This is a genomic window from Actinomyces sp. HMSC065F11, from assembly GCF_001813085.1.
Taxonomy (GTDB): domain Bacteria; phylum Actinomycetota; class Actinomycetes; order Actinomycetales; family Actinomycetaceae; genus Gleimia; species Gleimia europaea.
The window spans coordinates 83,665-108,575 of sequence record NZ_KV811462.1 but is presented as its reverse complement, the minus strand read 5'-3'; the positions used below and the strand labels follow the sequence as shown (position 1 = coordinate 108,575).

Here is a 24,911-nt window from a genome sequence, read left to right as displayed (position 1 = left end):
TCGCGACGTTGCTGTCAACTCCTCTTTTTTCGGCGGGAGCGGCCGGACTGGCGCATTACTCATGATTAACCCCGCTGATTCACTTGTTCAGCACGGACTCGAGTTCATTGTCGAAGGAGGTTGCAACGTCGTTAACATTTTCTCCCTTGGCAATGCGAGTGTAAAACTCGTTTAGCTGCGTTGCGCCGAAGTTAACGCCCCACTCAGGGCTGTTCGGAGTCAGCTTAGAGTTATTAATAATGTCTGCTGCGATATCGCCGAAGGGGCCAGATACGGCCTCACCGTAAGCAGTGTTGCCGGGGACCCAACCGTCCTCTGCAATCTTGGTCTGGAACCCTTCGGAGAAAATGATTTCAAGAGCAGACTTAGCAAGTTCCGGGTAGGGCGAATTTGCAGCTAGAGCAATGTTTGAACCGCCTGCAAAAGTGGCTCCCGGTTCGCCCGGAGTCTTAGACGGGATAGCGAAGACGCCAACCTTACCGTCGTCCCATAGCTGTTGATCAATCTTGACGCCAACATTTCCGGTACCGATCAGCATGCCGACCTTGCCGTCGTTAAAGTAACGCTCGAAGGACTTCTGCCCCTGCTGCGAGTCAAGTGCGTACTGAGTACCCTTATCGAAAACTAGCTGCGCATTTTCCAAAGCCTTGATAGATTCCGGGGAGGAAGTTTTACCTACCCACTTATCTCCGTCTTGCTCGGCGTACTCAAAGCCCTGCGCGAAGAGGTGGGACTCAACACCGTGCGGATCAACGGCTGCTAGGTAAAGACCCGAGAAGTCATCGACGTTCTCCGGATTAGCTTCCTGCAGATCGATAGCAGCCTGGGTGAACTCATCAATGGTTTCAGGAACTTCGATTCCTGCCTGCTCGAATAGATCAGTGCGGTAGAAAACGCCACGAGCACCTGCATACAGCGGGTAGGCGTAGATCTTGCCATCAACGGTTGACGCATCAACGAAGGACGGAATCAGGTCATCTCCACCCAGCGTTTCCTTCATATCGGTGACGTCGGCAAATGCGCCGATCGTAGTGAAGGAAGTCGTCTGAGTGTTGCCGATCTCTACGAGGTCGGGGCTTTCATTCTTGGATGCAAGCGAGGTCTGTAGCTTAGAAACGATGCCGTCCCACTGCTGAATCTCGATAGCAATGTCGGCTTCGGGATTCTGTTTCTTAAACTCTTCGGCTAGGTAGTTTTGGGCATCTTCGGAGATCGAGCCCTCCATAAACCATACGCGCACAGTACCAGTCTGATCGCCAGCGCCTGCATCTGAGCCCTCCGAGTGAGTTCCTCCTGATCCACAAGCTGCAAGTGCAAATGTAGTTGCAATCGCGGCTAGGCCTGTAGCCATTTTCTTGATTTTCATTTTTCCTCCAGGAACATACATGACAGCTTCGTCATGCTGAGTCGGATGATTCGGTCCGACTTCTCTGCTTTGAGGTTTGGACCAATTCAAATATCCCGCAACAAAGCGATTCCGTCAAGCAATTAGACACATTTGTATGAAATCGTTATATTTCCACTCTCAGCAAGACGGTTTCCGTTAAGGAACTGTGCGGTGTAGCTCATATTTTCTCAGTATCCAGGTAAGATTAGAGCCATGGCCACTCTTCCCCCTAATCTGTACAGGCTCTTGCGAAGGCTGATCAAAGACGGCCCTACTTTCCGTGCTGAGCTTGCAAGGTCCCTTTCCCTCTCCCGCACGACAGTCACAAACCTGGTTAATCAACTCGAAGAGATGGGATTCGTAGAAGAAGAGGATCACGCTGAGGGAAGCTTAAAGAACCGCATTTCCACCACCCGCAATTTGGGCGTAACTGCGGCTGTTGTCTTTCACATTTCAAAGTGCTCGGTAGCTATTGCAATCCCGGATGGGCGCATATTTGCCACAGAAACTGTGGCTCTAGACCTAAATCGTCCGGCAAAAGAACGAACATCGCAGGGTGTTCAACTTCTTGACAGAATGCTCAAGGATCATAAGGTCGACGACAAGCTTATTGCCATTCACCTTGCCGTGGATACGCAGATAGACGCCCGTAAAGGCCGCGTGTATCCGTCACTTGCTTCGGCTCGTTGGCTGGAGGCTAATCCGAAGCAACTTTTTGAAGAATCATTCGGAGTCAATGTCTATATCGAAAACACAGCTCGCCTCCGTGGACTTGCAGAATACCGTTGGGGCGCTGGTCGGGACCACGAAGACGTCTATTACGTTGAGCTCTCGCACGGCGTAACTTCAGCGCACATTACAGATGACACCATTCATTCCGGATATCGAGGTGGCGCAGGAGAACTTGGACATACCGTCTTCGACTGGAGCGGACCACTTTGCGAGTGCGGTAACTATGGCTGTCTGCAGCAGTATGTTTCGATCCCAGCTTTAGTTCGCGACGCAAAGATACTTAATCTGCCCGTAAACAACTTGCAGGACCTTCAGAAGTTAGTTTCGCAGGGCGATTCTAAAGCTAAAGAACTGATATCGAGAACGTCCAAAATATTAGCCCGTAGCCTGGTCAACATTGCTAACTTGCACGATCCTGAAGTCATAGTCTTAGCCGGTGAGGTTTGTGAGCTTGACGAATCCTTAGCCGAATCTGTTGAAAATATGCTCCGTCGCCTATCCCTTCCTTTGGTCGGTGAGAACATTCAAGTTCTAACCGCACACTTGGAAGACCCGCATGGCATGACGGTTCGCGCAGGAATCGAATCACTACATCTCAACGACGAGGTCATAGATCACGTCCTCGCCTTCTAATCTTCACTTAGCACACCGGGACCAACACGCTTTTCAAGTTTGCGTCCCATTAATAAATGTTGCGCTGCACAGTTCGGCTCTTGGAGCGCGCACTCCGTGATTACCGACATTGCGCAAGACTTCCCGCAAGAATCGCGCTCTGCCCAGCCCAATCTCAAACCGATAGGCCGGCCAACTTACGATCCTGCATCGCCAGAGTGAGTCCAATGAGGTTCGGAGTGCGCTCGTACCAGTCCATCGCAACAACGACCTTCGCGGAGTTGATGAAATCAGCAACTGCTTTTCGGGTCCAGGGGCTCGGCAACGATAATGCCTTCAGTGCGTGTCCATTGACGAATATCTTCCGCCATCATGGCTTCCTTATTAATTAGCTATATCCCTCTCACCATGAAATCGCCAAGTTGTCCGTCCAGATGGATATATTTTCTCTAACCAATCATGCGCACGCCCGTAGCCGCCGCGGTCGCAACACAAACCACGGCCAGCAGGACGCCAAAAATAATCGTGAGCTGGTGCGGCTTAGCCTTATTCGACAGCGGGCCGCCAATAACACCGCCACCCATCGAACCCAGCATGAAGCCGATTACGATCTTCCAGTCAATGTCGATGGACTGGCCGTAGCGCGAAGCTAAACCGGCTGCGGAAGCCATGATCATAACCAGCAGGGATGTGCCCGACGCTTCGCGCATTCCAAACGCCAGCACCAAAGTCAGCACGGGCACCACCATGAATCCCCCGCCGACACCAAAGAAGCCCGTCAAGAAGCCAGTAGCAGTTGCCGCCACAATCACCGCCAGAATCCCACGGGGCTTTCGGGCTGCGACCTCGTCGTCAGAAATCTTGCGCTCCTTCAAGCCCTTGTGGATCATCACGACGCTCATGATGGCAAGCATTACGGAGAAGAGGATCATCAGCACGTTGCCATCAACGTATGCCGAGAGTCGCGCACCAATGAATGAGCCCACGACCGAGATTCCACCGAAGATGAAACCTTCGCGCAGGCGCACGTTCTTGTGGCGAATTTTCTCCGGTAGAGCAGTCAGCGCGGTAGCCAAAACGATTACCAAAGATCCGGCAGCCGCCGCGTGAGGCGTTTGATGAAGCAGGTACGTGAGGGCGGGAACAGCCAAGATACCGCCACCGGCGCCAAGCGCTCCAACGACAACGCCAACGGCGACACCAATAATCACTGCGAAAGCTATTATGGCCACGATCTACCTTCCCTCCCCGACGATCGGGTTTCTAAACTCTAAATTTTGCCCATCTATACGTCTTCGTCAAACGACAAAAATGTTCCCGCACGGAAACCGTGCGGGAACATTCCTCTAAGTGACTAGAAGCGACTTACTTCATCTTGGTGCCAACGGAGCCGAGGCGCTCACAAGCCTCAACAACGCGAGCAGCCATGCCAGCCTCAGCAGCCTTACCCCACGAACGCGGGTCATAAGACTTCTTAACGCCAACCTCGCCGTCAATCTTCAGAACTTCGTCGTACTTGCGCAACATCCACTCGGCAACCGGGCGGGTGAAAGCGTACTGGGTGTCGGTGTCAACGTTCATCTTGATAACACCGTTCTCAACCGCTGTGCGGATCTCCTCAGCAGACGAGCCCGAACCACCGTGCATAACCAGGTCGAACGGACGATCACCAGCGTTGTACTTCGCACCAACCTCTTCCTGAATGGTGCCCAGAATCTCCGGACGAAGCTTCACATGGCCAGGCTTGTAAACACCGTGGACGTTGCCGAACGTAAGAGCAGTCAGGTAACGACCCTTCTCGCCCAGGCCCAGAGCCTCAACCGTTGCAATACCATCCTCAGTGGTGGTGTACAGCTTCTCGTTGATCTCGCCAACAACGCCGTCTTCCTCACCACCAACAACACCAATCTCAACCTCAAGAATGGTGTGCGACTTCTGAGCAAGATCAAGCATCTTCTGCGCGATCTCCAAGTTCTCCTTCAACGGCACAGCCGAGCCGTCCCACATGTGGGACTGGAAGAACGGAAGGCGGCCAGCCTTAACCTCTTCAACCTCGAGCTCCATGATCGGAATAATCCAAGAATCAAGGTTCTGCTTTGCGCAGTGGTCCGTGTGAAGCGCAACCGTCACATCGTAGTTCTTAGCAATCTCACGAGCGTACGCAGCCATTGCAAGCGAGCCAGCTACGCGGTCCTTAACCGTGGCGCCAGACCAGTACTCGGCGCCACCAACCGAAACCTGGATAATACCGTCAGACTCGGCCTCGGCGAAGCCTTGAATAGCAGCCGTCAAGGTCTGCGAAGAAGTAACGTTGATCGCCGGGTAAGCGAACTTGCCTTCCTTCGCACGGTCCAGCATCTCGTTGTAAACTTCAGGGGTTGCGATAGGCATTAATTGCCTCCTTGCCTAGACATTTTGACTTCTCCATTATCCCACATTTAGGTTCGCAATGCTTTAGCGTCCAAAGTCTTGACAACCCTATTCGGCTTGCCCCCGCTACGCGCCTTCCGGATCGCTCCCGTGCTGGATAACCCACGCCCACATAGCGATAGCCGCAGCGTGCCCCACATTCATCGACCGGCTAGAACCATACTGCGTTATATGCAAAACAGATTCGCACGCCCGTGCCATATCCTCACTGAGCCCCGTGGATTCCTCCCCCATCACCAGCACGCACTTATCCGGAAGCTCCCGGCCCTCCAGCGGCCTGGACCCCTCGATATTGTCAATCCCAATCACGTGCAAGCCACGGGCACCCACATGGTCCAAGAACCCGTCGATCTCCCGGTGGTGTACAACTTCCAAATACCTGTCCGTCACCATCGCCCCGCGCCTATTCCACCTGCGACGCCCCACAATATGCACGCGGCGAACCCCCAAACAGTTTGCCGTGCGCACAATAGAACCAATATTGAAGTCGTGCCCCAAGTTTTGCACCGCAACTTCAAGCCAATCCGGCCTGCCCACACTGTCTAGGAAGCCCTTAATCGCTTCATTCGACCAGTAGCGGAAGCGATCCTCCACATTGCGCGTATCGCCCTCGCGAAGTAGCACCGGATCATACTGATCGCCCTGCGGCCAATTCTCTTCACCACCCGGCCACGGCCCCACGCCGCTGCCAGGAACCGACCGCACCTCATTCTTGTCTATTTCTGCCACGCCCTCGAACATACAAACAACGCGGGAAACCGTCAAAGCCAGCCGCCCGCCATGAACGAGCGTGCACAAAACCCGCGATCATCTACCCCGCGATCATCTGGAACGATAGGCTAAAAGCAGTTACAGAAGGAGACAAGTATGGAAACCACAGCAAACTTTTCACTTGACGAAATGCCCCCAATCACCTCGTGGCTATCCGACATGGACGGCGTTCTCGTAAGCGAGGAACGCGCAATCGACGGGGCGCAAGAATTCATTGACACTATGCACGAGCTGAACATTCCGTTCCTCGTATTCACCAACAACTCGATCTACACGCCGCGAGACCTATCCGCTCGCCTCGATAACTCCGGTCTGCACGTGCCCGAAGAGCACATTTGGACGTCCGCGCTTGCAACCGCGGCGTTCCTGTCCCAGCAGTCTCCAAACTCGTCCGCATTTGTCATTGGCGAGGCCGGACTTACCACCGCCCTGCACAGCGCCGGCTACGTGATGACCGAGACCAACCCCGAATACGTTGTGCTTGGTGAAACTCGTAGCTACGACTTCAACGCCATCACCCGGGCTATCCGCTTCATCGAAGCAGGCGCCAAGTTCATCGCCACCAACCCGGACGTCACCGGCCCCTCCGACGAGGGCGTCCTGCCCGCAACCGGATCCGTGGCCGCGATGATCACCAAAGCAACCGGACGCAGGCCCTACTTTTTGGGCAAACCCAACTCGATGATGCTGCGCGCCGGTCTCAACAAGATTGGCGTCCATTCTGAAGTCACCGCCCTGATCGGTGACCGCATGGACACCGACGTGCAAGCCGGCATCGAAGCGGGCCTGCGCACCTTCCTCGTTCTCAGTGGTTCAACGAGCGAAAGCGAGATTCAGAGCTTCCCGTTCCGTCCCTACCGAACCAAGAACTCGATTGCCGACATGATCGAGGTTGTGCGCGAAAACCACCGGCTAGCCAAAGAAGCAGGACTACTCGAAGAATCCGGCGAGTAGGACGTAGCGAACCCTCGCGAAGTGTTAAAAATTTGTACACGTTTGCGCGACGTGTACAAAATTCGCGAAATTTTTAAGACGTTATCGGGACGTGTACAAAATCTGTACACGTCCCGATTAGGCGAAAGTGAAGATGCTCAGATTAGGCGAGGCCGAGGTCTTCCAACCCCAAAGCGTTCAAATACTTGTAGCCAGCGCCCTCGATGACCTCGCGCGCCCCCGTATCGCGGTCCACAATCACCGCAACAGCTAGAACCTGCGCGCCCGCTGCCTCAAGCGCGCGAGCCGCCTGCATCGGAGAGCCACCAGTGGTCGAAGTATCCTCCAACACGATCACGCGCTTACCCTCAACAGAAGGCCCCTCAATCTGGCGCTTCATGCCATGATCCTTGGCCTCCTTGCGCACCACGAACGCATCAACCGACAGTCCCCGCGAGGCCGCAGCATGCAAAATTGCCGTCGCAACCGGATCCGCACCCATCGTGAGGCCACCGACGGCATCAAAATCATCCGGCGCGAAACCATTGTCCTCAAGCATGTCGAGCATCACGTGCCCCACCAAAGGCGCCGCCTCATGATGCAGCGTTGCCCTGCGCATATCAACGTAAAAGTCAGACTCCTTACCCGAAGCCAACGTCACCTTCTGGTGAATGACAGCAAGCTCTTTAACAAGTTCGGCCAGGCGGGCCTTGCGCGGATCGTTAGTCATACCCCTATCGTAAGCGAAAGCCAGCGCCCCCTCGAAAACCACGCGATTAACCTAACCCGCGCCCCGTTTCGTTACATGCGCAACGAAAATCCCCAAACCTGCGCAAACTCGGTAAAGTAAAAACACCGAGGCGTACCAGCCGCCAAATCTACACAGCTGGCACCAACATGAACCGGCAAGTAATAACCGTTGCGATGGCCTTCGTGGGCCTAGTAGTAGGCGCGGGATTCGCATCAGGTAAAGAAATCCTCCAATACTTCGTAGGATTTGGCGTCCAAGGAATGTGGGCGGTCACCCTCGCGCTTATAATCTTCGGAATCGCAGGATTCGCGATCCTCCAGCTCGGTTCCTTCTTCCTAGCCAGCGACCACAACCGCGTGCTAACTGAAGTTTCCCCGCCCATCACGTCCCGCTTCTTCGACATCCTCATCACCATCACGTTATTCAGCATGGGCTTTGTGATGATCGCCGGCGGAGGCGCCAGCCTGAACCAACAATTCGGAATACCTGTCTGGGTGGGATCAGCCATCATCACCGTCCTGGTAATCCTGGTTGGAATGCTTGACGTAGACCGCGTGACCACAATCATCGGATCCATCACGCCGTTCATCATTGTGCTGATCGGTGGCGCGGCGATTTGGTCATACACGCACGTAGACTACTCATTCACGCAGCTGAACGACATGGCGCTTGAAATTGGATCAACCCTGCCAAACTGGTGGGTTTCCGCCGCAAACTACGTGGCTCTGGCGCTCGCAATGGCCGTATCCATGTCAATCGTGATGGGTGGCCAAATCCGCGACCCCCGCGTAGCGGGACGCGGCGGCATGCTGGGCGGCATCATCTACGGCCTGTTGATCCTCATCTCGTCCTCCGCCCTGTTTGCACAAATCGACAAAGTGGGCCACTCTGACATGCCCACTCTCATGCTGCTCACCAGCATCCACCCCGCATTTGGCACCGTCATGGCGTTCGTGGTTTTCGGCATGATCTTCAACACCGCTATCGGCATGTACTACGCCCTTGCATCCAGGTTCTCGAAGGGCGACCCAAAGCGCTTCCGCATCTGGCTAATCTCGATGGCTCTGGTTGGCTTCGTGATCTCATTTGTTGGATTCGAAACGTTTGTGAGCTACCTATACCCGGTGATCGGCTACGCGGGCATGCTTTTGATTCTGCTACTGGTAGTGCACTGGGTGCGAAGCCGAGAAGATATTCGTAAGGAAATCGCACGCCGTATGGCCATCCGCAAACTCTTGCGCCGCCTGATGCGTAAAGACAAGCACTTCCATCAAGGGCATGCAGACCAGCTTGCCGAGGCGATTGAGCAATCACCGGTTGAAAATACAGACCTGCAAACCAGCTCCGTGCTCGAAGTGGTAGACGAGTTGGAAGATGAGGGCCTGGCCTACGACCATCCGGCAACGATCGACTTCGAAGAGATCACCAACGTAGAGCTTGAAGAGGACGCCCTCGACGACTACGAAGAGCCCGAAACCGATGAGGTAGCCGAGGAAGTTGTCCGAGCGGAAGAAACGAATGAGGCTCGCCCCTCGGCGGAGGAAACTAACCCAGAAAAGCCCCTCTAATCGTTAACGCAGGCTGGCGCATGCAGTGGAGAAACACCTCTTTAATCTGACTTGCGAGCCGCGAGCCAAACCATAATCGACCCCAACAACCCGACGCCGAGGAAAGTTGCGGATACCCACAGGGAAGAGCGGGTTGCCTGCGCAAAACCGCCCACCAGATGACTCACCAGCTCAGAATCAGCGCCCATCTGCTCGCGCAGTTGCAACAGATTTGAACCCGCCGAAGCCTTCGTAGCAGCGATCAGATCATCCAGCTTTGCGGCGGGCAAATTGACCGAGAACAGCGCGTCCGGCAACGAACTACCGAGCCCCACCGCGAGCGCGCCGCCCGAGAACGCTGTGCCAAGCGCCGAACCGACCTGACGAACCGTGGACTGGGTTGCCGAACCTTGGCCAGATTTAGTGACGGGGACGTCCCGCAAGATGGTGCCGGTCAGCTGCGCAGACGCGAGACCCAGGCCAAGACCGTACGCAAGAAGAGGGGCAACGAGGTAGGCCAGGGACTTGGCCGGATCCATGAAGTAGGCAAGAGCGGCAACTCCTGCAAGCTCCAGACCAAGCCCTAAAATGACTGTGCCTGCCGGGCCGAGCCTGGCTGCGATGTGGCGCGCAAGGCCTCCGGATATGAATGCTCCCAGAGCCATGGCTGCGAGAATCAGGCCGGCATCGATCACGCTGGTCCCATACGCGTTGATGAGGTAGAGCGGAAGCACAAACAGCAGGGCGAACTCTCCGATTGCAACCGTTGTGGCCGTGAGATTGCCCCACGAGAACGTGCCGATTGTGAACATTGATAGGTCCAACAAAGGGCCGTTGGCGCGCTTAGCTAGATGCAACTCCCACCAGATGAACAGCGCGAGTGCGACCAGAGCGATCGCTAGTGAAATGGGTACCACCGAGATCGCTGAGGCCTGCGTCCATGTAAGACCGAGAAAGCTGAACTCTGAAGTGGGTTTCCACCACCCCACGTGCGGTCCCTCAATGATGGAGAACACGAGGCTACCAAGCGCCAGACTGGAGAGCACGAAGCCCTGCACGTCGAAACGCCCGCCGGCCTCACCCCTGGTTTGAGGAACAACCTTGAGGGCAAATAGTACGAGTAGCGCACCCAGGGGCAGGTTCACGTAAAAGATCCAGCGCCAGGAAACCCACTCGGTTAGCACTCCTCCAAGCAGGGGACCTATCGCGGCGGCTCCGGAGATTACCGCGCCCCAAATACCAAACGCGGCTGCGCGATACTTGCCACGAAAGAGGGCATTCACGGTTGAGAGCGTAGCCGGCATTATTCCCGCAGCGCCTACTGCCTGCACCGCGCGGCCTGACAGTAGCGCAGCGGCCGATCCGGCAACACCTGCGACCGCAGATCCGGCCATGAAAATGATCATGCCAATCACCAGTAGCCTGCGCCGCCCAAGCCGGTCTGACGCGGAACCACTGGCAAGTAGCAGCGCGCCCACGATCACCGCATACAAGCTGTTCACCCACTGGGCATCCGCGAGCGTCAGGTTTAGGTCCCCAATGATTTTTGGCAGCGCCACGCCCACGATCGTGCCGTCTAACACGATCACCCCCAGCGAAGCGGCGAGCACCGCCAGCGCACCCCAATCTCGTTTTGAGGGCGCCTGCACTACACCCGTTTCGCCGCTTGATTGCGCCCTTTGTGCGTCCTGCACTTTCCCTCCAACACTACGAAACTTCTACTTCCATAGTGGTGAGGCAAAGCGCGGGCCACATCAACCAAAAGGTTGAATTCGCCCTACTCTTCCAACAAGCCCACGGATCGCGCTTTCGCCACGGCCGCGGTCCGTGAGTTCACCGCTAGTTTTTCAAACACGCGGTTCAGGTGAGTTTTAACCGTGGCTTCAGAAAGAAATAGGTGCCTAGCTATGGCCGCATTAGTTTTGCCTTGCGCCACAAGGCGAAGCACATCCAGTTCCCGGCCAGTAAGTTCGGGCAGTCCGCTGTGTTTGATTTGCGCTTGCACTCCCGAACCCAAGAACTGTTTGCCCCGCGCCGCAGTCTCAACCGCGCGTTGTAGTTCCGCAGTGTCCGCATCTTTCAGAACGTAGCCGGCCGCGCCCGCAGCTAGAGCGCCCAAGATTTCCGGTTCGGACCCGTATGTTGTGACAACGAGGACGGGCGGCCCGCCCATCTGCTTGATCTCTCGCACGGCACTGGTTCCACTCATTGCTCCAGGCTGTTTGAACCGCAGGTCCATGATCACGAGGTCTACCGGGTGGGCTCGAAGCCAGTTGATGGCATCCTCAGCTCGCGCAAAATCAGCGGCCACGCTAACGCCGCCTGCGTTTTCTAAAACCGCGCGCAGTCCCATCCGCACAACCGCGTGGTCATCGACAATTATGACTTTCACTCGGCTCCCACCGAACCTATCGGAACCGAGGCACGCACGAGTACACCGTCCTCGCTAAAGATCTCCAGAGTGCCACCTACTTCACTCATCCGCTCCCGCATGGCGGGAATACCAAAACCGCGTCCGTCTTCTGGCATGGACGTATCAAAACCCTGCCCGCGATCCTCAACCTCGAGCCGCACGGCTCCCTCATCTGCCTGCAGGCGAACGGCGGCGGCTGCGGTTCCCGAATGTTCCTTCACGTTCACGAGGGCGGATTTTGCCACGCGAAGCAGCGCCGCTTCCTGCCCCAGGTTGAGCGCAGACACTCCCTCATCAATATCAAAAGTGATATTTAGACCCAGCAGGACAGGCTCATTGGCGAGACCGCGCAGAGCAACCTCTAAGCGTCCACCCGAAAGCTCTTGCGGAGCCAGAGCCTTAGTTACCCGCCGGGCATCGGCAAGCGCCCCCTGCGCGGCCTGCAAAGACTGATCGATCAGCCGCGCAACCTCGTGCGGATCACGGCTTGTTTGCGCCACCTGCAACAGCATCGCCCCCCCGGATAAATCCTGCGAAACCGTGTCGTGGATTTCGCCTGCCATGCGCGCCCGTTCGCGTTGCAAAATGCGTTCTTCCTCGGCCCGGTCTAGGAGCGTGCGCGTCTGACTCAGTTCACGAAGGGCTTTGCGCAGCGAAGCTGCCTCGGTAATCACGGTAACTCCCGCCCACGTTATTACCAGGGCAATGCCTACGCCCAGGAGTGGGCCCAAAATTGCGGCGCCAACCGGGTGATCTGCGGGTAGTCGCGAAACTGAAATGCCTACGGCGATTAGGCCCGTTATGCCTGCCGCAACCGAGCCCCACAAAGGGCCGAGCACCCCCACCTGGATGATTACCAGCGCAAATGCAAGCCAAATGGCCGTATCTGACACGGCCAACAGCCCCACCCAAATCAAGGTGAGGATCAACATCCACACGATCGTGTAACGCCCGTGCGAAATGCCCCGCCCTAAATCGTCAGAGCTGGCGTGCGCACGATGCCCGAGCATCATTCCAGCCGCGTAGGCGCCCAAGAACGCGACCCCTAAAATGACACCTAGAACCGGGGAGCCACCCGTGAACGCTCCAGCCACGCCCACAACGGTTGTCAAGGCCAGCAGGAACGAGGCTGCAATAGCTAAAGCCCGCGAGTTCAAAGCACTCACATGTGGGGCAGACGCGAAGTGACCGCGCGAACCATCCAACGCGGCGACATCTTGGTGGCAAACATTGCTACCTTGTAACGCGCCGAGGGGGTCACCAGCACCTGACGGCGGCGAACCGCTGCGAGGGCCTGTTCCACTACCTGTGCCTCGCTGATCCACGAGATTTTTGGAACCTCCTCGGGAACAGTTTGCACCCTGTCGTGGAACGCCGTATTAACCATGCCTGGCATGACTGCCGTGACGCTCACGCCCGTTCCGCGCAACTCTTCAGCCACTCCCTCGGAAAACGCCTTCACCCACGCCTTGTGTGCGGAATACGTACCCATGCCGGTGTCTGCCGCAACGGAAGAAACGTTCAGAACTGCACCGTGACCGCGATCAAACATGGCGTTTACCGCCGCGTGCGTAAGCTCCATAACGGCCCGCACCATCACGTCCAATGCCTTCGTTTCAGCAGTCATGCTGTTCTCACGAAACGGCACGCCCAAACCAAAACCAGCATTGTTCACGAGCAGGCCAACGGGACGCTCATCTTGGCGGAGCCGCTCCACAACCGCCTTGCGCCCCCTCGCGGTGCTGAGGTCCGCCACGAGCACCTCGGTGTGCACGCCTGAGGCCGCCTCTATCTTCGCCGCGATCTCACGCAATTTATCCTCCCGGCGCGCAACCAGCACCAGATTGTGCCGCGCGGCCGCGAGCTGCCAACAAAACTCTTCCCCAAGGCCCGAAGAAGCCCCGGTAACCAAAGCAGTACCCATACAAATAGGTTAGGCGGCGTCCCCTCCCTTATGCCACATTTCGCGCCGGAAGGTAGGGTTAAACCATGCGACTAGCCACCTGGAATGTGAACTCCATCCGCGCGCGTCACGAGCGCGTCATCGATTTTCTGAACCGCGGTGACATTGACGTGCTTGCCATGCAAGAACTCAAATGCAAGCCCGACCAGTTCCCTCTGGAAGCGTTCAAAGAGGCCGACTACGAGGTGGAAATGGTGGGCTACAACCAGTGGAACGGTGTAGCCATCGCCTCGCGCATCGGAATTGACGAGGTTGAAACCAGCTTCCCTGGCCAGCCCACATTCCGCGACAAGATTGAGGCGCGCGCAATCGGTGCCACGTGCGGCCCTCTGCGCGTGTGGAGCACGTATATTCCTCACGGACGCTCACTTACTGACCCGCACTACCAGTACAAGCTTGAGTTCATGCGCGGCCTGGCCGATCACGCCGCCACGCAAATGGAAGGGCGCCAGCTAGCGGTTGTGGGTGACTTCAACGTTGCTCCATTCGATGAGGACGTGTGGGACATTTCCGTTTTTGAGGGCGCAACCCACGTGTCAGAGCCCGAACGAGACGCTTTCAACTACTTTGCGAAGCTCGGAATGGAAGAAGTCACGCGCGAGCGAGTCACCAACTACACGTACTGGGACTACCAAAAACTTCGCTTCCCCAAGAATGAGGGCATGCGGATCGATTTCATTTACGCCTCCCCCGCTCTCGCCTCTGCGGTGACCGGCGCGCAGATTGACCGCGACGAGCGTAAAGGCAAGGGCGCTTCTGACCACGTGCCCGTCATCATCGACTTTTAGGAGGTCGAAATGCCTGACGGCCTACCGGAAGATCTGCGGCCACCATTCGAATATTCCATGGCTTTCATGGAGCCTGGCCGCGTCCTCGAATACGGCGATTCCATGCTGGTTTACCCCCTCATGTCGGTCACCAAACTACTTTCCGCAATGGGGGTTCTTGTTGCCGTGCAGCGGGCCATGATAAGCCTCGATGATGAGGTAACCATTGCCGACGGCCAGCGGGTTGTGACGCTACGCCACCTGCTTGCCCACACCTCCGGCCTCGCATTCAACGAGCCTGTGCTAGAGGCCGATATTGAGGAAAAGCGGATCTATTCGAACCGCGGTATTGAAGAAGCGTCGTGGGCGGTCGAGGCAGCCACAGGATTCACTTTCGAGGACTGGGTTGAGGCAACCGTTTTGGAGCCGCTCGGCCTGATAGAGACACACATCGCCGGATCCGCAGCATACGCAGGGGCCGGATCCATCCGCGACCTCGTGGCCCTTGCCCGCGAGTTTCAAAACCCCACACTCATATCGCCTGAGTTGGCGCGGGAGGCAACCTCGGTTGCTTTCCCGGGTTTGAAAGGCGTCACGCCCGGTTACGGCGGATATTCGGACAACACGTGGGGTTTAGGTTTTGAAATCAAAGGAGCGAAAGTGCGCACCTGGTTCCCGCGCGCGGCCTCGGCTTCCACGTTTGGCCACTTTGGCCAGTCCGGCTCGTTCCTTTGGGTAGACCCAGAATCTGGGCGCGCCATGTCATTCCTCGGGGCCGAACCGTTCGGGGCCTGGCATCGCAAAAACTGGCAGGCCCTGGGAGACCACTTCCTCGAAATGGTCTGACTCTAAGGCCTACTTCTTCTCTCCAGCTCTCGACAATAGAACCGTAACGCTCCCCAGAGAGCAAGAAGAGTCCTAACAGATAGGAGACAATGAACTCCTTTGGAACATCTCCAGTTCCCGAAAATACCCACTCGGTTCAAGCTAAGTAGAGTGCACATGGTAACGGGATAACGAATATGATCAGCACAGTAATCAGTGTTCCGATTGACCTGGGCATTAACTTGTTTTTCCGCTTGGTCTTATCCTTCTAGCAGACTTCCTTAATGCCACGTTTCCTAACTTGCCATGCAATCTGACCGGGCAGCCCTCCGCCAACGCTTTACTTGCGATTTTCGTAATGATAATAGACGTCGTTCTTTTCCCCGTATATCGCATATTCCGATGTATAGTCGAGGAGGGGGTGTCCGGTTTTCCAAACTGCGCAAATCTAATGGACTTGCGACCAATCACGGCCACTCATTTGCGCACAACACACAGAAGCACTCGTTTGCAGATTTTGTCAGAATGGTGGGGAGATCTTCGATAATGCGACAGAAAATTGACCCTACGCGCCTATCAAATTTCTTGTTTCAAATCGCAGCGGTTATTTACGCGATTTCACTATTCACAAGGTCTGCCCTCACCCACCTGGCATTTGCTCCCAGCCTAAAGACTTTCAGCAGACCACTAGCGGCGACACTCCAGTTCATTACCAACGAGCTTCAAGGACTCACGCTACTGCCGGTTGTATCCATCTGCATCATTGCGGGCATTGTCATGCGTTCACTACCCAAATTCAGCGAAACTCCACAGAAGGAGCCAAACCAGCAACAAGGCTAACCGGCAAGCCAGAAGACACAGTGAAGGGCTAGGAGATTTTCCTCCTAGCCCTTCACTTGTCCAGGTTAGGCGCTGGCCTCCAACTTCAGCTCATCACCGCTTACCTTCACGGTTACCGAGCCGCCGTCCTCGACCTCGCCTCCAATAATCATGCGAGCCAAGCGGTCTCCGATCTCACGCTGAATCAACCTACGCAGCGGGCGTGCACCAAACGCGGGATCATACCCGTGCTCGGCCAGCCACGTCCTCGCATCATCATCAACGTGCAGGGCAATCCGGCGGCTATGCAAACGCCCAGTCATCTGATCGACCTGAATGTCAACGATCTTCGACAACTCTTCTTTAGTTAGCGCCTTGAACACCAAGATCTCATCCAGACGGTTCAAGAACTCCGGTTTGAACGCCGCACGAACCGTGTTCAACACGGCCTCGCGCTGCTCGTCCTCACCCATCGATGAATCCACCAGGAACTGCGAGCCAAGATTGGAAGTTAGCACCAGGATCGTGTTGCGGAAATCAACCGTACGACCCTGACCATCCGTCAACCTGCCATCGTCAAGCACCTGCAGCAAGATGTTGAAAATCTCCGGATGAGCCTTCTCCACCTCGTCCAACAACACCACCGAGTAGGGGCGGCGACGCACGGCCTCAGTCAACTGGCCGCCCTCGTCGTAACCCACATATCCCGGAGGCGCACCAACCAGGCGCGACACCGAATGCTTCTCCGAATACTCCGACATGTCGATGCGAACCATCGCGTGCTCGTCATCAAAGAGGAAGTCCGCGAGCGCCCGCGCAAGCTCCGTCTTACCCACACCTGTTGGGCCCAGGAACATGAACGAGCCGGTCGGGCGATTGGGGTCAGACACGCCAGCGCGAGAGCGGCGCACCGCGTCAGACACGGCGCGAACCGCGTCCACCTGCCCAATCAGGCGCTTACCGATGTAGGACTCCATGGAAAGCAGCTTCTCCATTTCGCCCTGCAGCAACCTGCCCGTAGGGATTCCCGTCCACGCCTCAACCACGGCTGCGATCTCAGCCGGACCAACCCGCTCGGGAATCATCGGCTCGCCCTCATCGGCGCGATCCTCAGCTTCCTCCGCTTTCGCAATCTGAGCCTCAACCTGGGGAATATCACCGTTTTGTAGGCGCCCTGCTTCCTCCCAACGGCCCTCACGCATTGCGAGTTCCAGTTCGGTACGAAGCTCATCGAGCTTCACGCGCAGATCACCAACCTTGTTACGGCCAGCCTTCTCGGCCTCCCACCTGGCGGTGAGTGCCGCAAGCTCCTCCCCAAGATCGGCAAGCTCCTCGCGCACCTTCTCTAGCTGCGTAGCGGTCTGCTCATCCTCGCCCTCAGGATCGGATTCGGTTAGGTAGGACTCCTCCATGCGAAGCCGATCCACCTGGCGGCGAAGCTGGTCGATCTCCGTGGGAGATGAGTCAAGTTCCATGCGCAGGCGAGACGCCGCCTCGTCCACAAGGTCGATTGCCTTATCCGGCAACTGCCGGCCCGTGATATAGCGGTTGGACAGCTCCGCGGCTGCCAAGAGCGCGCCATCAGAGATGGTCACCTTGTGGTGGGCCTCGTACTTCGGCGCAATACCGCGCAAAATCGCAACCGTGTCATCCACGGAAGGTTCACCTACAAACACCTGCTGGAAACGCCGCTCAAGCGCCGGATCCTTCTCGATGTTCTCCCGGTATTCGTCGAGGGTGGTTGCGCCAACCATGCGAAGCTCTCCACGCGCAAGCATTGGCTTGAGCATATTGCCCGCATCCATCGCGCCTTCGGAGCCACCGCCCGCACCAACCATGGTGTGGAGCTCGTCAATGAACGTGATGATCTCACCGTTCGCCGACTTGATCTCGTTCAAAACGGCCTTCAAGCGTTCCTCGAACTCACCGCGATACTTCGCGCCCGCAACCATAGCGGACAGGTCAAGGGCGATCAGCCTCTTGTTGCGAAGCGATTCGGGCACGTCACCGGCCACAATCCGCTGCGCCAGACCTTCTACAACTGCGGTCTTACCAACGCCCGGCTCACCAATCAGAACCGGATTGTTTTTTGTACGGCGAGAAAGCACCTGCACGACGCGGCGAATCTCCTCATCGCGCCCAATCACAGGGTCGAGTTTGCCTTCGCGCGCAACCTCCGTTAGGTCGCGCCCATACTTCTTGAGAGCTTCAAATGAGCCCTCCGGGTCAGCAGTCGTGATCGGCTCCTTCCTAAGTGCAGATAGTGTTGACTGCAAAGCGCTTGCACTAGCGTCCTCTTCGTTCAAAATACGGCCCGCATCCGTGTCGGATTTTGCGAGCGCGATGAGCAGGTGCTCCGTGGAGGTGTACTCGTCCCCCATGGCGCGCGCATCCGACTCCGCCTCCACCAAAATATTGCCGAACGCACGCGAGGCAGCCGGTTGCGAAACCGAGGCACCCTGGGTTGACGGCATTTGGGTTAGCGCGGCGCGGACCTTCTGTCCCACACCCTTGCGAGAAGCCCCTGCGGCCTCCAAAACTGAAATCGCGATGCCTTCAGGCTGATCGAGCAACGCATGTAGCAAGTGCATGGGCTCAACTGAAGGATTGCCCGCAGCGCCAGCGGTTTGCACGGCTGCGCTGATCGCCTCTTGGGCCTTGGTTGTAAATTTATTGTCCACTTCAAATCATCCTTTCGCCCACTGGGCAAATGTCATCTATGAAGTACAACGCTTCTAAACTTGAGTCTATTCCACTCAACTTCATAATTTTTGAGAACCAGCTCACAGCTAGCAGGGATTTTCGTGTTTCGAGGTAGTCGCAAGCCGCCCAGTGCCCGATACTTAAAACATGAATGAAAAGATCAACATCGAACTACTTGACGAGATTCAGGGCGAAGAAGCCCTTGCCTGGGTAAACTCCCACAACAGCCGCACACTTAGCGCGCTGGGGACGAAGCGTTTTTTAAACATCGAAGAACAGATTAAGAACGTTTTAGACGATCCAGACCGCATCCCCTACGCCAGCATTAGAGGCGACTTTGCGTACAACTTCTGGGTTGATGAGAAGAACCCGCGCGGCCTGTGGCGCCGCCAACCGGCCTCGGCATACCTGCAAGGAGCGGACGACTGGTCGGTTCTGCTCGACATCGACGAGCTGGCCAAGCGCGAAGGTAAAGCGTGGGTGTTCCACGGAGCCTCCCTCCTCTTCCCCGAATATTCGCGGGCGCTCATCGCGCTCTCCGATGGCGGCTGCGATGCGGACGTAATTCGCGAATTCGACGTTGACACGTGCACGTTCGTTGAAGACGGCTTCAACCTGCCCGAGTCAAAAGGCGAATGCAGCTGGATAACAGCGGACCAAATCCTGGTAAGCCGCGACTTTGGCGCAGGCACCATGACCGATTCGGGCTATCCGCGTCAGGTTCGACTATGGAAGCGCGGACAAGACCTCGAGGACGCGCAGATCATTTTTGAGGGTGAGAAAAGCGACGTTGGCGTATTCCCCCACTTCGATTCGATGCCCGGCTGGCAACGCGTAATGATTAGCAGACTCATCACGTTCTACGAATCAGAAACGTTCATTGCAGACCCCACGGCACAGTACGTTCTCAAGAAAGTTGAGGTCCCAACACACGTAGAGGCCGGACCCTGGCGCGACTGGATGCTCATGCGCCCAAAGCAAGACTGGACCGTAGGCGAAAAAACCTTCAAAGCAGGATCCCTGGTTGCAACCCAGTTCGACAACGCCTTCGACGCGGACTTCGAAGCACACAGCCTGTTTACACCGACGGACGCCTCCGCCCTCGAATACGTCGCAACCACCAGGCATCACGTTGTGGTGAACGTGCTCCACCACGTTTCCAACCGCCTCGGCATCCTCACCCCTCCCACTACCGAACACACGGGGTGGGACAGGCGCGACCTCAAACTAGCAACCGGCAACGAGCAAGTTCCCGCGCACGCAACCATCCAAGTAAGCGCGGTTGATGGCCGCACCAGCGACCAGCTGTGGCTGCACACCACGGGATTCACCACGCCCATGACGCTCTCGCTACTCGAGCTATCCAAATCCGGAGAAACCCTGAGCGCCACCACGGTTTGCAAAGCCCCCTCAACTTTCAACGCCCAAAACGTGGAAGTGAGCCAACACTTCGCCACCTCCGCAGATGGCACCAAAGTTCCCTACTTCCAGATCAGCACGCCAGGAACCGAACCCGCACCAACCCTGCTGTACGGATACGGCGGCTTCGAAGTTTCCCTAACCCCCTCCTACCTCGGCATGGCCGGCCCGGCCTGGGTTGAGCGCGGCGGCACCTACGTGGTTGCCAACATTCGCGGAGGCGGTGAGTACGGCCCCAAGTGGCACCAAGCCGCACTACAAGCCAACCGTCACCGCGCCTATGAGGATTTCGTAGCAGTTGCCGACGACCTCGTAGCCCGCGGCGTAACCACAAAACAGCAGCTCGGCGCGCGAGGCGGATCCAATGGCGGCCTCCTAATGGGCATGATGCTCACCAAATACCCCGAACACTTCGGCGCCATCGTCTGCGAAGTTCCGCTACTAGACATGAGCCGCTTCCACACACTTTTGGCCGGAGCCTCCTGGATGGCAGAATACGGCGACCCATCCGACCCCAAGCAGTGGGAATTCATAAAGACATTCAGCCCCTACCACCTGTTCCAGCCGGGCCAGCAATACCCGCCGGTCCTATTCACCACCTCCACGCGCGACGACCGCGTGCACCCCGCACACGCGCGCACCATGGTTGCGAAAATGGATGAGGCGGACGCCGATGTACTCTTCTACGAAAACATTGAAGGAGGCCACGCCGGCGCGGCCGACAACAAACAGCGGGCAAAAATGAGTGCACTGGCCTGGGAATTCCTCTGGCAGCACCTCTGCGGCGAATAGCCACATCGGGCAGGTAACCGCACCAGCGTCAAGCGCTCACGCAACTTCGCGGGAGGGACGCAAGCCAAGCACGGTTAGGGCATAAAAAATGATCGGAGCATTTGTCGCTCCGATCATTTTTACTTAGCTACGCGGCTTACCAGCCCTGCATTCGCAGCTCAATAGCTCTACGCTCGCGGTTCACACCCGCAAGTTTGACGATGCCCCAAATCAGCAGAGCCAAACCAGCAAATCCGACGATCGCCGAAATAATCATGCTTGGCCCGAACGAAGAGATCACGTCGTCAAAGAACTCGCCACCGAAAACGAGGATGTTCTGGCCATCCGCATTCTCGCACTTAAGCGTGTAAGTTCCGGCAGGCACATCGGTTGCCATCGCGCCTTCCCCATCGCCTACCGGCACCAGTGGATAGGTGTCATTTTGTCCAACCAAAGTACAAGATGGGGTTACCGCACCAACCTGCACATCTAGCCCACTAGACGCTCCATCAGATCCGGACATGTCGTTGGAATAAACAACCGTAACCACGCCCGTGCTTCCAACCTCTATGCTCCCGCCATTTTGAACCGGCTCAAAAGAAGACGTGTCCAAGGATTGAAGCGCACCTACCGCGAAACTCATCAAAAACGCTGCGGGAGCAATCACGAGCATCATGACCACACCAATCACGATCATCGCGATCGAGCCACCCCTACCTGGAAGCTGTATCGGCGCTCGATCACCACCCTGGTAGGCATTCTGGCCGTATGCGGGGCCGTAACCGGGCTGACCATAACCAGGTTGGCCATATCCCGGCTGACCATTAGACGGCTGCCCATAGGCCGGGCCATAACCCGGCTGATTGTAACCAGTTTGGCCATAACCGTCCGCGCCCTGCTGACTGCGGTTACCTGTTGCTCCATACCCGTAGTTGCCGTAAGTGGACTGGCTGTAGTCGGGTTGGCCGTAGTCGGGCTGACCGGTCTGATTATGACCGGGCTGCTCCCCGTTCAAACCACCGTAGCCCTGGCCATCACCTTGGCCGGACTGGCCATAACCCGGCTGACCATAGCCAGGCTCGTCCTCAATCCTGCGGCCAAACTGCGGCTGCTCGGGCACCTGCCCACTGTCTTGCGGTTCGTTGCGGTCAAAGTCTTGATTGTCGCTCATGGTAAATCCTTACGCTCGCGGCCTACATGTTCATACTACTTGGGCCTGTTATTTTCCTAAATGGATAGTGCGCAAAATCAGGGTTATTTGAGGGTAATTCCGGAGGCTTCTAGCCGCTGTTTACGCAGCAGAGCGGTTGCGGCAGTATCGATTGGGTTCAGATCTTTTTGGCCGGTTGCAAGACGGATAAGATAATCCGCCAGCTGTGGGTTTCGCGCAAGCACGGGTCCGTGCATGTAGGTTGCAAACACGCTTCCCTGCACCGCTCCGTCTACCCGCTGTCCCTCTCCGCTTAAATCTAGGGCATTTCCGTGTCCATGCAAGACGGCTCCAAGTGGTTGCGCATCAGCCCCTAGCTCAGTAACTCCGAGGTGGTTCTCAAACCCGGTCAACGGCTCGCCAACGCTCTGGAGCAAAGCCGTGGTTACAAGTTCACCCACACTACGCTCTGTTCCCCGCCGGGTTTGCACATCGAGTAGCCCCAAGCCATCCACCTGGCGCCCATCCTCGTCCTCATAAGAAGCGCCAAGCACCTGCAAACCTGCACAAACCGCAAAAACTATCGCTCCTCGATCCGCGGCTCGGCGTAGCGCTCCCGACTCTTCAAGGCGCTGCACCGCAACCTGCTGCGCGGCGTCCTCACTTCCTCCAAGAAGATAAAAATCGAGGCTATCCGGCACCTCATCCCCCACGTGCACGGTCACGATTTCAGCGTCAAAACCGCGTTTTTGCAGGCGCTTTTCAAGCACGATGGCGTTGCCGCTATCACCGTACGCGCCCATCGTTTCGGGCATGATCAAACCGATTTGTAGGGCACTCATTTGGCCTCCTCATACTCGCGGGAAATCCAATTGTTAAGCCCGTGCGCAGCCGTGTAGTTCGCCACCACGTCCACGTTGCCTTCGGGCGCGCGTTCGAGGCCATCCTGCGGAGTTTCAACCAACTCAAACTCGAAATCTGCATACTCGAGCCGCACGGCAAGATCCGCGCGGCGCTCCCCGCACACGATGATCTTCCGGCCTTGCAGGGGTGCGAAATCCACGTCCCACAGCCAAGAAAGATCCTCACCGTCCCCAACCCGGCCATTCACCGCAAGGATGATGCAAGCATCCTCCTCAACCAAGGAAAGCGATTCTTGCCATCCAGCCGGATTCTTTGCGAGGACAATGCGGGTTAGACGGCCATCCAAGTTGCGCCGGGCGTAGCGCCCAGACACCTGCGTGACCTTATTGATCTGCGCGATGGCCTGATCGATATTGACCCCGAGGGCGTGGGCAGCTGCAACCGCCTGCGCGGCGTTGCCCTGGTTTGCCCTCCCAGGCAGAGCAAGAGCGAGGGGATGCGCGGCGCCCGCAAACACAACCGCACCATCTTCCACTGTCCACGCGGGTTCTGGCCGCGCGAATGAAGATCCGGGCACGTGCCAGGAATCGCCGGAGCGGACCACCGGAGTGTTAGTGCGAGGGAATGTCACCGAGTCGGCCGTCCTCGTAACTCCCGCAGACACCCAAATGGGGTTCTTCGCATCCCACGCGGCCGACACAATCAGCGGATCATCGCAGTTTGCCACCACAAACGCCTGCGGATTCTCATCAACAGCCTGGCGAATTCGCGCCTCCACAGCCCCGGCTTCACCCACTCGATCCAGCTGATCTCGCGAGAGGTTAAGTAGCACAAAACCCGCTGGCTTCACCGCCCGGGAAACTACCGGCACGTAGAGCTCATCAACTTCCAGGGCAGCAAACTCCGCCTCTCCTTCTTCAATCAACGCAGCGGCAACACCACCCGTCATGTTGTCACCAAGCACGTTGGATGCCACTCGTCCCTTAGTTTTCAAGGCTTCGCGCACCATCGAGGTGGTAGTCGATTTGCCGTTGGTACCCGTCACAATAACGATCTTCTTGCCGCGGCTAACCTTTTCTAAAACCTTGGGATCAAGAGCTAACGCAACCCGGCCACCAATCACTCCGCCCGACCCGCGGCCACTTTTTTGCGACGCCCAGGCCGCGAAACGGCCCGCATTTTTTGCAAAGGACCCCCGCAAACCAACCTGCATTGTCCGCACCTCTCGTTAAGATGAACAAAACTCAGTTTACAAATGTTTGGGGTCACCGAAATAATTTAGCTCTCAGTTTGGGCCGTTAGGAGTTAGCAATGAAGCGCCACATAGCATTGGCCGCGCTCGCATGTTCTGTAATGATTTTAGGAGCGTGTTCGTCTGATGAGGAGCTTCCCGGCCCTCCTCCCACGCCAATTCCCCTGACCGCCCCTTCCGAAACTAGCGTTGAGACCCCCACCTCGTCCGAGGATGCCTCCACGCAGGTTGATTCGGCGGCGTACGAGCTTGGCGTCAACACGGAACTAGCGCAGGCCGGTAATGCGGGCTACTGGTTTACAAACAGTGACCACTCGGTTCTTTGCACCATTATCGTCGAGGGGGCAGCCTCCGCCCCTTACGTTCGGTGTGAAGCATTCCCTGCCTTCCCGGTGGAAGATACTCCATGTGACCAAGGCATTTTCATGGGGACTCAGGCCACGCTCTTCGAAGATGGCGCCGAGTACGGCAGGTGCCAGTCAGATGTTCCACTGCAGCAAATGTGTCTGAGCGATCCGACCTCGTTGGACGATTTTTCTGCCGAGTTTTGCGAAAACAATCTATTGTCAGCGCCCATCCTGAAGGATGGTGAAGTCATCACCGCCAGCAAGTTCACGTGCACAATAAAGGAGGGCGTGACTACGTGCACGCACGAAAATGGTCAAACCATGAGTTTTAGGCCCGGCGGAGCACTGGGGTAGGCAACGCAATACCTGGACTGGACTGTTCGGGCAAACTGCTAGCGCTGAACCGTTCGCGGCCGACTGCCGCGCGCACAAGCACGCGGCTTCTGGGGAGACCA

22 protein-coding genes are annotated in these 24,911 nt (G+C 56.8%); 8 read left to right on the top strand and 14 right to left on the bottom strand.

All coding sequences use genetic code 11. The features are described from left to right. Positions 1–79 precede the first annotated feature (79 nt). Entirely contained in the window at positions 80–1,366 is a 1,287-nt protein-coding gene (locus HMPREF2891_RS00695) for an extracellular solute-binding protein (RefSeq protein WP_070663505.1), read from the bottom strand. Between the two features lie 234 nt (positions 1,367–1,600). Between HMPREF2891_RS00695 and HMPREF2891_RS00690 the strand changes: the two genes are divergently transcribed. Further along, a complete protein-coding gene (locus tag HMPREF2891_RS00690) occupies positions 1,601–2,752 on the top strand; it encodes an ROK family transcriptional regulator (protein WP_070619417.1) in 1,152 nt (383 codons plus the stop codon). A 154-nt stretch (positions 2,753–2,906) separates the two neighbouring features. On the opposite strand, the gene HMPREF2891_RS09600 is transcribed toward HMPREF2891_RS00690, so the two are convergent. The 4 genes from HMPREF2891_RS09600 to HMPREF2891_RS00675 form a co-directional block, all read right to left on the bottom strand. Further along, positions 2,907–3,056, bottom strand: coding sequence for a hypothetical protein (locus HMPREF2891_RS09600; protein ID WP_186822268.1), 150 nt, complete (start codon positions 3,054–3,056; stop codon positions 2,907–2,909). 124 nt (positions 3,057–3,180) lie between these two features. Further along, complete coding sequence (locus HMPREF2891_RS00685) at positions 3,181–3,963, bottom strand: sulfite exporter TauE/SafE family protein (RefSeq protein ID WP_102218055.1); 783 nt, start codon at positions 3,961–3,963, stop codon at positions 3,181–3,183. Positions 3,964–4,096: 133 nt separating this feature from the next. Then, positions 4,097–5,122, bottom strand: coding sequence for a class II fructose-bisphosphate aldolase (fbaA, locus tag HMPREF2891_RS00680; RefSeq protein ID WP_034508945.1), 1,026 nt, complete (start codon positions 5,120–5,122; stop codon positions 4,097–4,099). A 105-nt stretch (positions 5,123–5,227) separates the two neighbouring features. Further along, positions 5,228–5,902 carry a TrmH family RNA methyltransferase gene (locus HMPREF2891_RS00675; protein ID WP_070663504.1) on the bottom strand — a complete coding sequence of 225 codons (675 nt, stop codon included), beginning with the start codon at positions 5,900–5,902 and terminating at the stop codon, positions 5,228–5,230. A gap of 126 nt (positions 5,903–6,028) precedes the next feature. On the opposite strand from HMPREF2891_RS00675, the gene HMPREF2891_RS00670 reads away from it, so the two are divergent. Next, a complete protein-coding gene (locus tag HMPREF2891_RS00670) occupies positions 6,029–6,886 on the top strand; it encodes an HAD-IIA family hydrolase (protein WP_070663503.1) in 858 nt (285 codons plus the stop codon). A 142-nt stretch (positions 6,887–7,028) separates the two neighbouring features. Here the strand turns inward: HMPREF2891_RS00670 and pyrE are convergent, their stop codons facing one another. Further along, entirely contained in the window at positions 7,029–7,595 is a 567-nt protein-coding gene (gene pyrE / locus HMPREF2891_RS00665) for an orotate phosphoribosyltransferase (RefSeq protein ID WP_070619646.1), read from the bottom strand. Positions 7,596–7,762: 167 nt separating this feature from the next. On the opposite strand from pyrE, the gene HMPREF2891_RS00660 reads away from it, so the two are divergent. Then, positions 7,763–9,184, top strand: a complete 1,422-nt coding sequence (locus HMPREF2891_RS00660) for a YkvI family membrane protein (RefSeq protein WP_070619405.1) — start codon at positions 7,763–7,765, stop codon at positions 9,182–9,184. Positions 9,185–9,225: 41 nt separating this feature from the next. Here the strand turns inward: HMPREF2891_RS00660 and HMPREF2891_RS00655 are convergent, their stop codons facing one another. The 4 genes from HMPREF2891_RS00655 to HMPREF2891_RS00640 form a co-directional block, all read right to left on the bottom strand. After that, positions 9,226–10,857 (bottom strand): MFS transporter, encoded by a 1,632-nt coding sequence (locus HMPREF2891_RS00655; protein WP_070663502.1) that lies wholly within the window; start codon positions 10,855–10,857, stop codon positions 9,226–9,228. Between the two features lie 83 nt (positions 10,858–10,940). Beyond that, a complete protein-coding gene (locus HMPREF2891_RS00650; protein WP_222566247.1) occupies positions 10,941–11,555 on the bottom strand; it encodes a response regulator transcription factor in 615 nt (204 codons plus the stop codon). Beyond that, entirely contained in the window at positions 11,552–12,742 is a 1,191-nt protein-coding gene (locus HMPREF2891_RS00645; RefSeq protein WP_148131682.1) for a sensor histidine kinase, read from the bottom strand. The genes HMPREF2891_RS00650 and HMPREF2891_RS00645 overlap by 4 nt, the downstream gene beginning before the upstream one ends. Next, on the bottom strand, positions 12,739–13,500 hold the full coding sequence (locus tag HMPREF2891_RS00640) for an SDR family NAD(P)-dependent oxidoreductase (protein WP_070663500.1): 762 nt from the start codon (positions 13,498–13,500) through the stop codon (positions 12,739–12,741). The genes HMPREF2891_RS00645 and HMPREF2891_RS00640 overlap by 4 nt, the downstream gene beginning before the upstream one ends. A 65-nt stretch (positions 13,501–13,565) precedes the next feature. Here HMPREF2891_RS00640 and HMPREF2891_RS00635 point away from each other — a divergent pair, with 65 nt between their 5' ends. The 3 genes from HMPREF2891_RS00635 to HMPREF2891_RS00625 all read left to right on the top strand — a co-directional run bounded on the left by HMPREF2891_RS00635 (position 13,566) and on the right by HMPREF2891_RS00625 (position 15,971). Then, entirely contained in the window at positions 13,566–14,327 is a 762-nt protein-coding gene (locus HMPREF2891_RS00635; RefSeq protein ID WP_070663499.1) for an exodeoxyribonuclease III, read from the top strand. Between the two features lie 9 nt (positions 14,328–14,336). Beyond that, a complete protein-coding gene (locus HMPREF2891_RS00630) occupies positions 14,337–15,152 on the top strand; it encodes a serine hydrolase domain-containing protein (protein WP_070663498.1) in 816 nt (271 codons plus the stop codon). 525 nt (positions 15,153–15,677) lie between these two features. Continuing rightward, the gene (locus HMPREF2891_RS00625; RefSeq protein WP_016444673.1) at positions 15,678–15,971 is read left to right on the top strand and encodes a hypothetical protein; all 294 of its coding nucleotides are present in this window, start codon (positions 15,678–15,680) and stop codon (positions 15,969–15,971) included. A gap of 65 nt (positions 15,972–16,036) precedes the next feature. Here HMPREF2891_RS00625 and clpB read toward each other — a convergent pair whose 3' ends face one another. Continuing rightward, complete coding sequence (gene clpB, locus HMPREF2891_RS00620) at positions 16,037–18,631, bottom strand: ATP-dependent chaperone ClpB (RefSeq protein ID WP_070663497.1); 2,595 nt, start codon at positions 18,629–18,631, stop codon at positions 16,037–16,039. A 169-nt stretch (positions 18,632–18,800) separates the two neighbouring features. On the opposite strand from clpB, the gene HMPREF2891_RS00615 reads away from it, so the two are divergent. Next, positions 18,801–20,864 (top strand): prolyl oligopeptidase family serine peptidase, encoded by a 2,064-nt coding sequence (locus tag HMPREF2891_RS00615; protein ID WP_070663496.1) that lies wholly within the window; start codon positions 18,801–18,803, stop codon positions 20,862–20,864. A 136-nt stretch (positions 20,865–21,000) separates the two neighbouring features. On the opposite strand, the gene HMPREF2891_RS09900 is transcribed toward HMPREF2891_RS00615, so the two are convergent. The 3 genes from HMPREF2891_RS09900 to HMPREF2891_RS00600 form a co-directional block, all read right to left on the bottom strand. Continuing rightward, positions 21,001–22,014: a hypothetical protein gene (locus tag HMPREF2891_RS09900; RefSeq protein ID WP_070663495.1), complete on the bottom strand. Its 1,014-nt coding sequence runs from the start codon at positions 22,012–22,014 to the stop codon at positions 21,001–21,003. Positions 22,015–22,097: 83 nt separating this feature from the next. After that, positions 22,098–22,835, bottom strand: coding sequence for a type 1 glutamine amidotransferase (locus HMPREF2891_RS00605; protein ID WP_016444669.1), 738 nt, complete (start codon positions 22,833–22,835; stop codon positions 22,098–22,100). Next, complete coding sequence (locus HMPREF2891_RS00600) at positions 22,832–24,070, bottom strand: MurT ligase domain-containing protein (protein ID WP_070663494.1); 1,239 nt, start codon at positions 24,068–24,070, stop codon at positions 22,832–22,834. Before HMPREF2891_RS00600 ends, HMPREF2891_RS00605 begins: the two co-directional genes overlap by 4 nt. Before the next feature lie 98 nt (positions 24,071–24,168). Here HMPREF2891_RS00600 and HMPREF2891_RS00595 point away from each other — a divergent pair, with 98 nt between their 5' ends. Continuing rightward, positions 24,169–24,810, top strand: a complete 642-nt coding sequence (locus HMPREF2891_RS00595; protein ID WP_070619375.1) for a hypothetical protein — start codon at positions 24,169–24,171, stop codon at positions 24,808–24,810. Positions 24,811–24,911 lie beyond the last annotated feature (101 nt).

Excerpts from the sequence above, each read along its gene's own strand:
- HMPREF2891_RS00630 (WP_070663498.1), top strand. The coding sequence starts at position 14,337 with ATGCCTGACGGCCTACCGGAAGATCTGCGGCCACCATTCGAATATTCC.
- HMPREF2891_RS00625 (WP_016444673.1), top strand. The coding sequence starts at position 15,678 with ATGCGACAGAAAATTGACCCTACGCGCCTATCAAATTTCTTGTTTCAA.
- HMPREF2891_RS00595 (WP_070619375.1), top strand. The coding sequence starts at position 24,169 with ATGAAGCGCCACATAGCATTGGCCGCGCTCGCATGTTCTGTAATGATT.
- HMPREF2891_RS00670 (WP_070663503.1), top strand. The coding sequence starts at position 6,029 with ATGGAAACCACAGCAAACTTTTCACTTGACGAAATGCCCCCAATCACC.
- HMPREF2891_RS00690 (WP_070619417.1), top strand. The coding sequence starts at position 1,601 with ATGGCCACTCTTCCCCCTAATCTGTACAGGCTCTTGCGAAGGCTGATC.
- HMPREF2891_RS00605 (WP_016444669.1), bottom strand. The coding sequence starts at position 22,835 with ATGAGTGCCCTACAAATCGGTTTGATCATGCCCGAAACGATGGGCGCG.
- HMPREF2891_RS00615 (WP_070663496.1), top strand. The coding sequence starts at position 18,801 with ATGAATGAAAAGATCAACATCGAACTACTTGACGAGATTCAGGGCGAA.
- pyrE (WP_070619646.1), bottom strand. The coding sequence starts at position 7,595 with ATGACTAACGATCCGCGCAAGGCCCGCCTGGCCGAACTTGTTAAAGAG.
- HMPREF2891_RS00695 (WP_070663505.1), bottom strand. The coding sequence starts at position 1,366 with ATGAAAATCAAGAAAATGGCTACAGGCCTAGCCGCGATTGCAACTACA.
- HMPREF2891_RS00675 (WP_070663504.1), bottom strand. The coding sequence starts at position 5,902 with ATGTTCGAGGGCGTGGCAGAAATAGACAAGAATGAGGTGCGGTCGGTT.
- fbaA (WP_034508945.1), bottom strand. The coding sequence starts at position 5,122 with ATGCCTATCGCAACCCCTGAAGTTTACAACGAGATGCTGGACCGTGCG.
- HMPREF2891_RS00635 (WP_070663499.1), top strand. The coding sequence starts at position 13,566 with ATGCGACTAGCCACCTGGAATGTGAACTCCATCCGCGCGCGTCACGAG.
- HMPREF2891_RS00640 (WP_070663500.1), bottom strand. The coding sequence starts at position 13,500 with ATGGGTACTGCTTTGGTTACCGGGGCTTCTTCGGGCCTTGGGGAAGAG.
- HMPREF2891_RS09900 (WP_070663495.1), bottom strand. The coding sequence starts at position 22,014 with ATGAGCGACAATCAAGACTTTGACCGCAACGAACCGCAAGACAGTGGG.
- HMPREF2891_RS00600 (WP_070663494.1), bottom strand. The coding sequence starts at position 24,070 with ATGCAGGTTGGTTTGCGGGGGTCCTTTGCAAAAAATGCGGGCCGTTTC.
- HMPREF2891_RS00660 (WP_070619405.1), top strand. The coding sequence starts at position 7,763 with ATGAACCGGCAAGTAATAACCGTTGCGATGGCCTTCGTGGGCCTAGTA.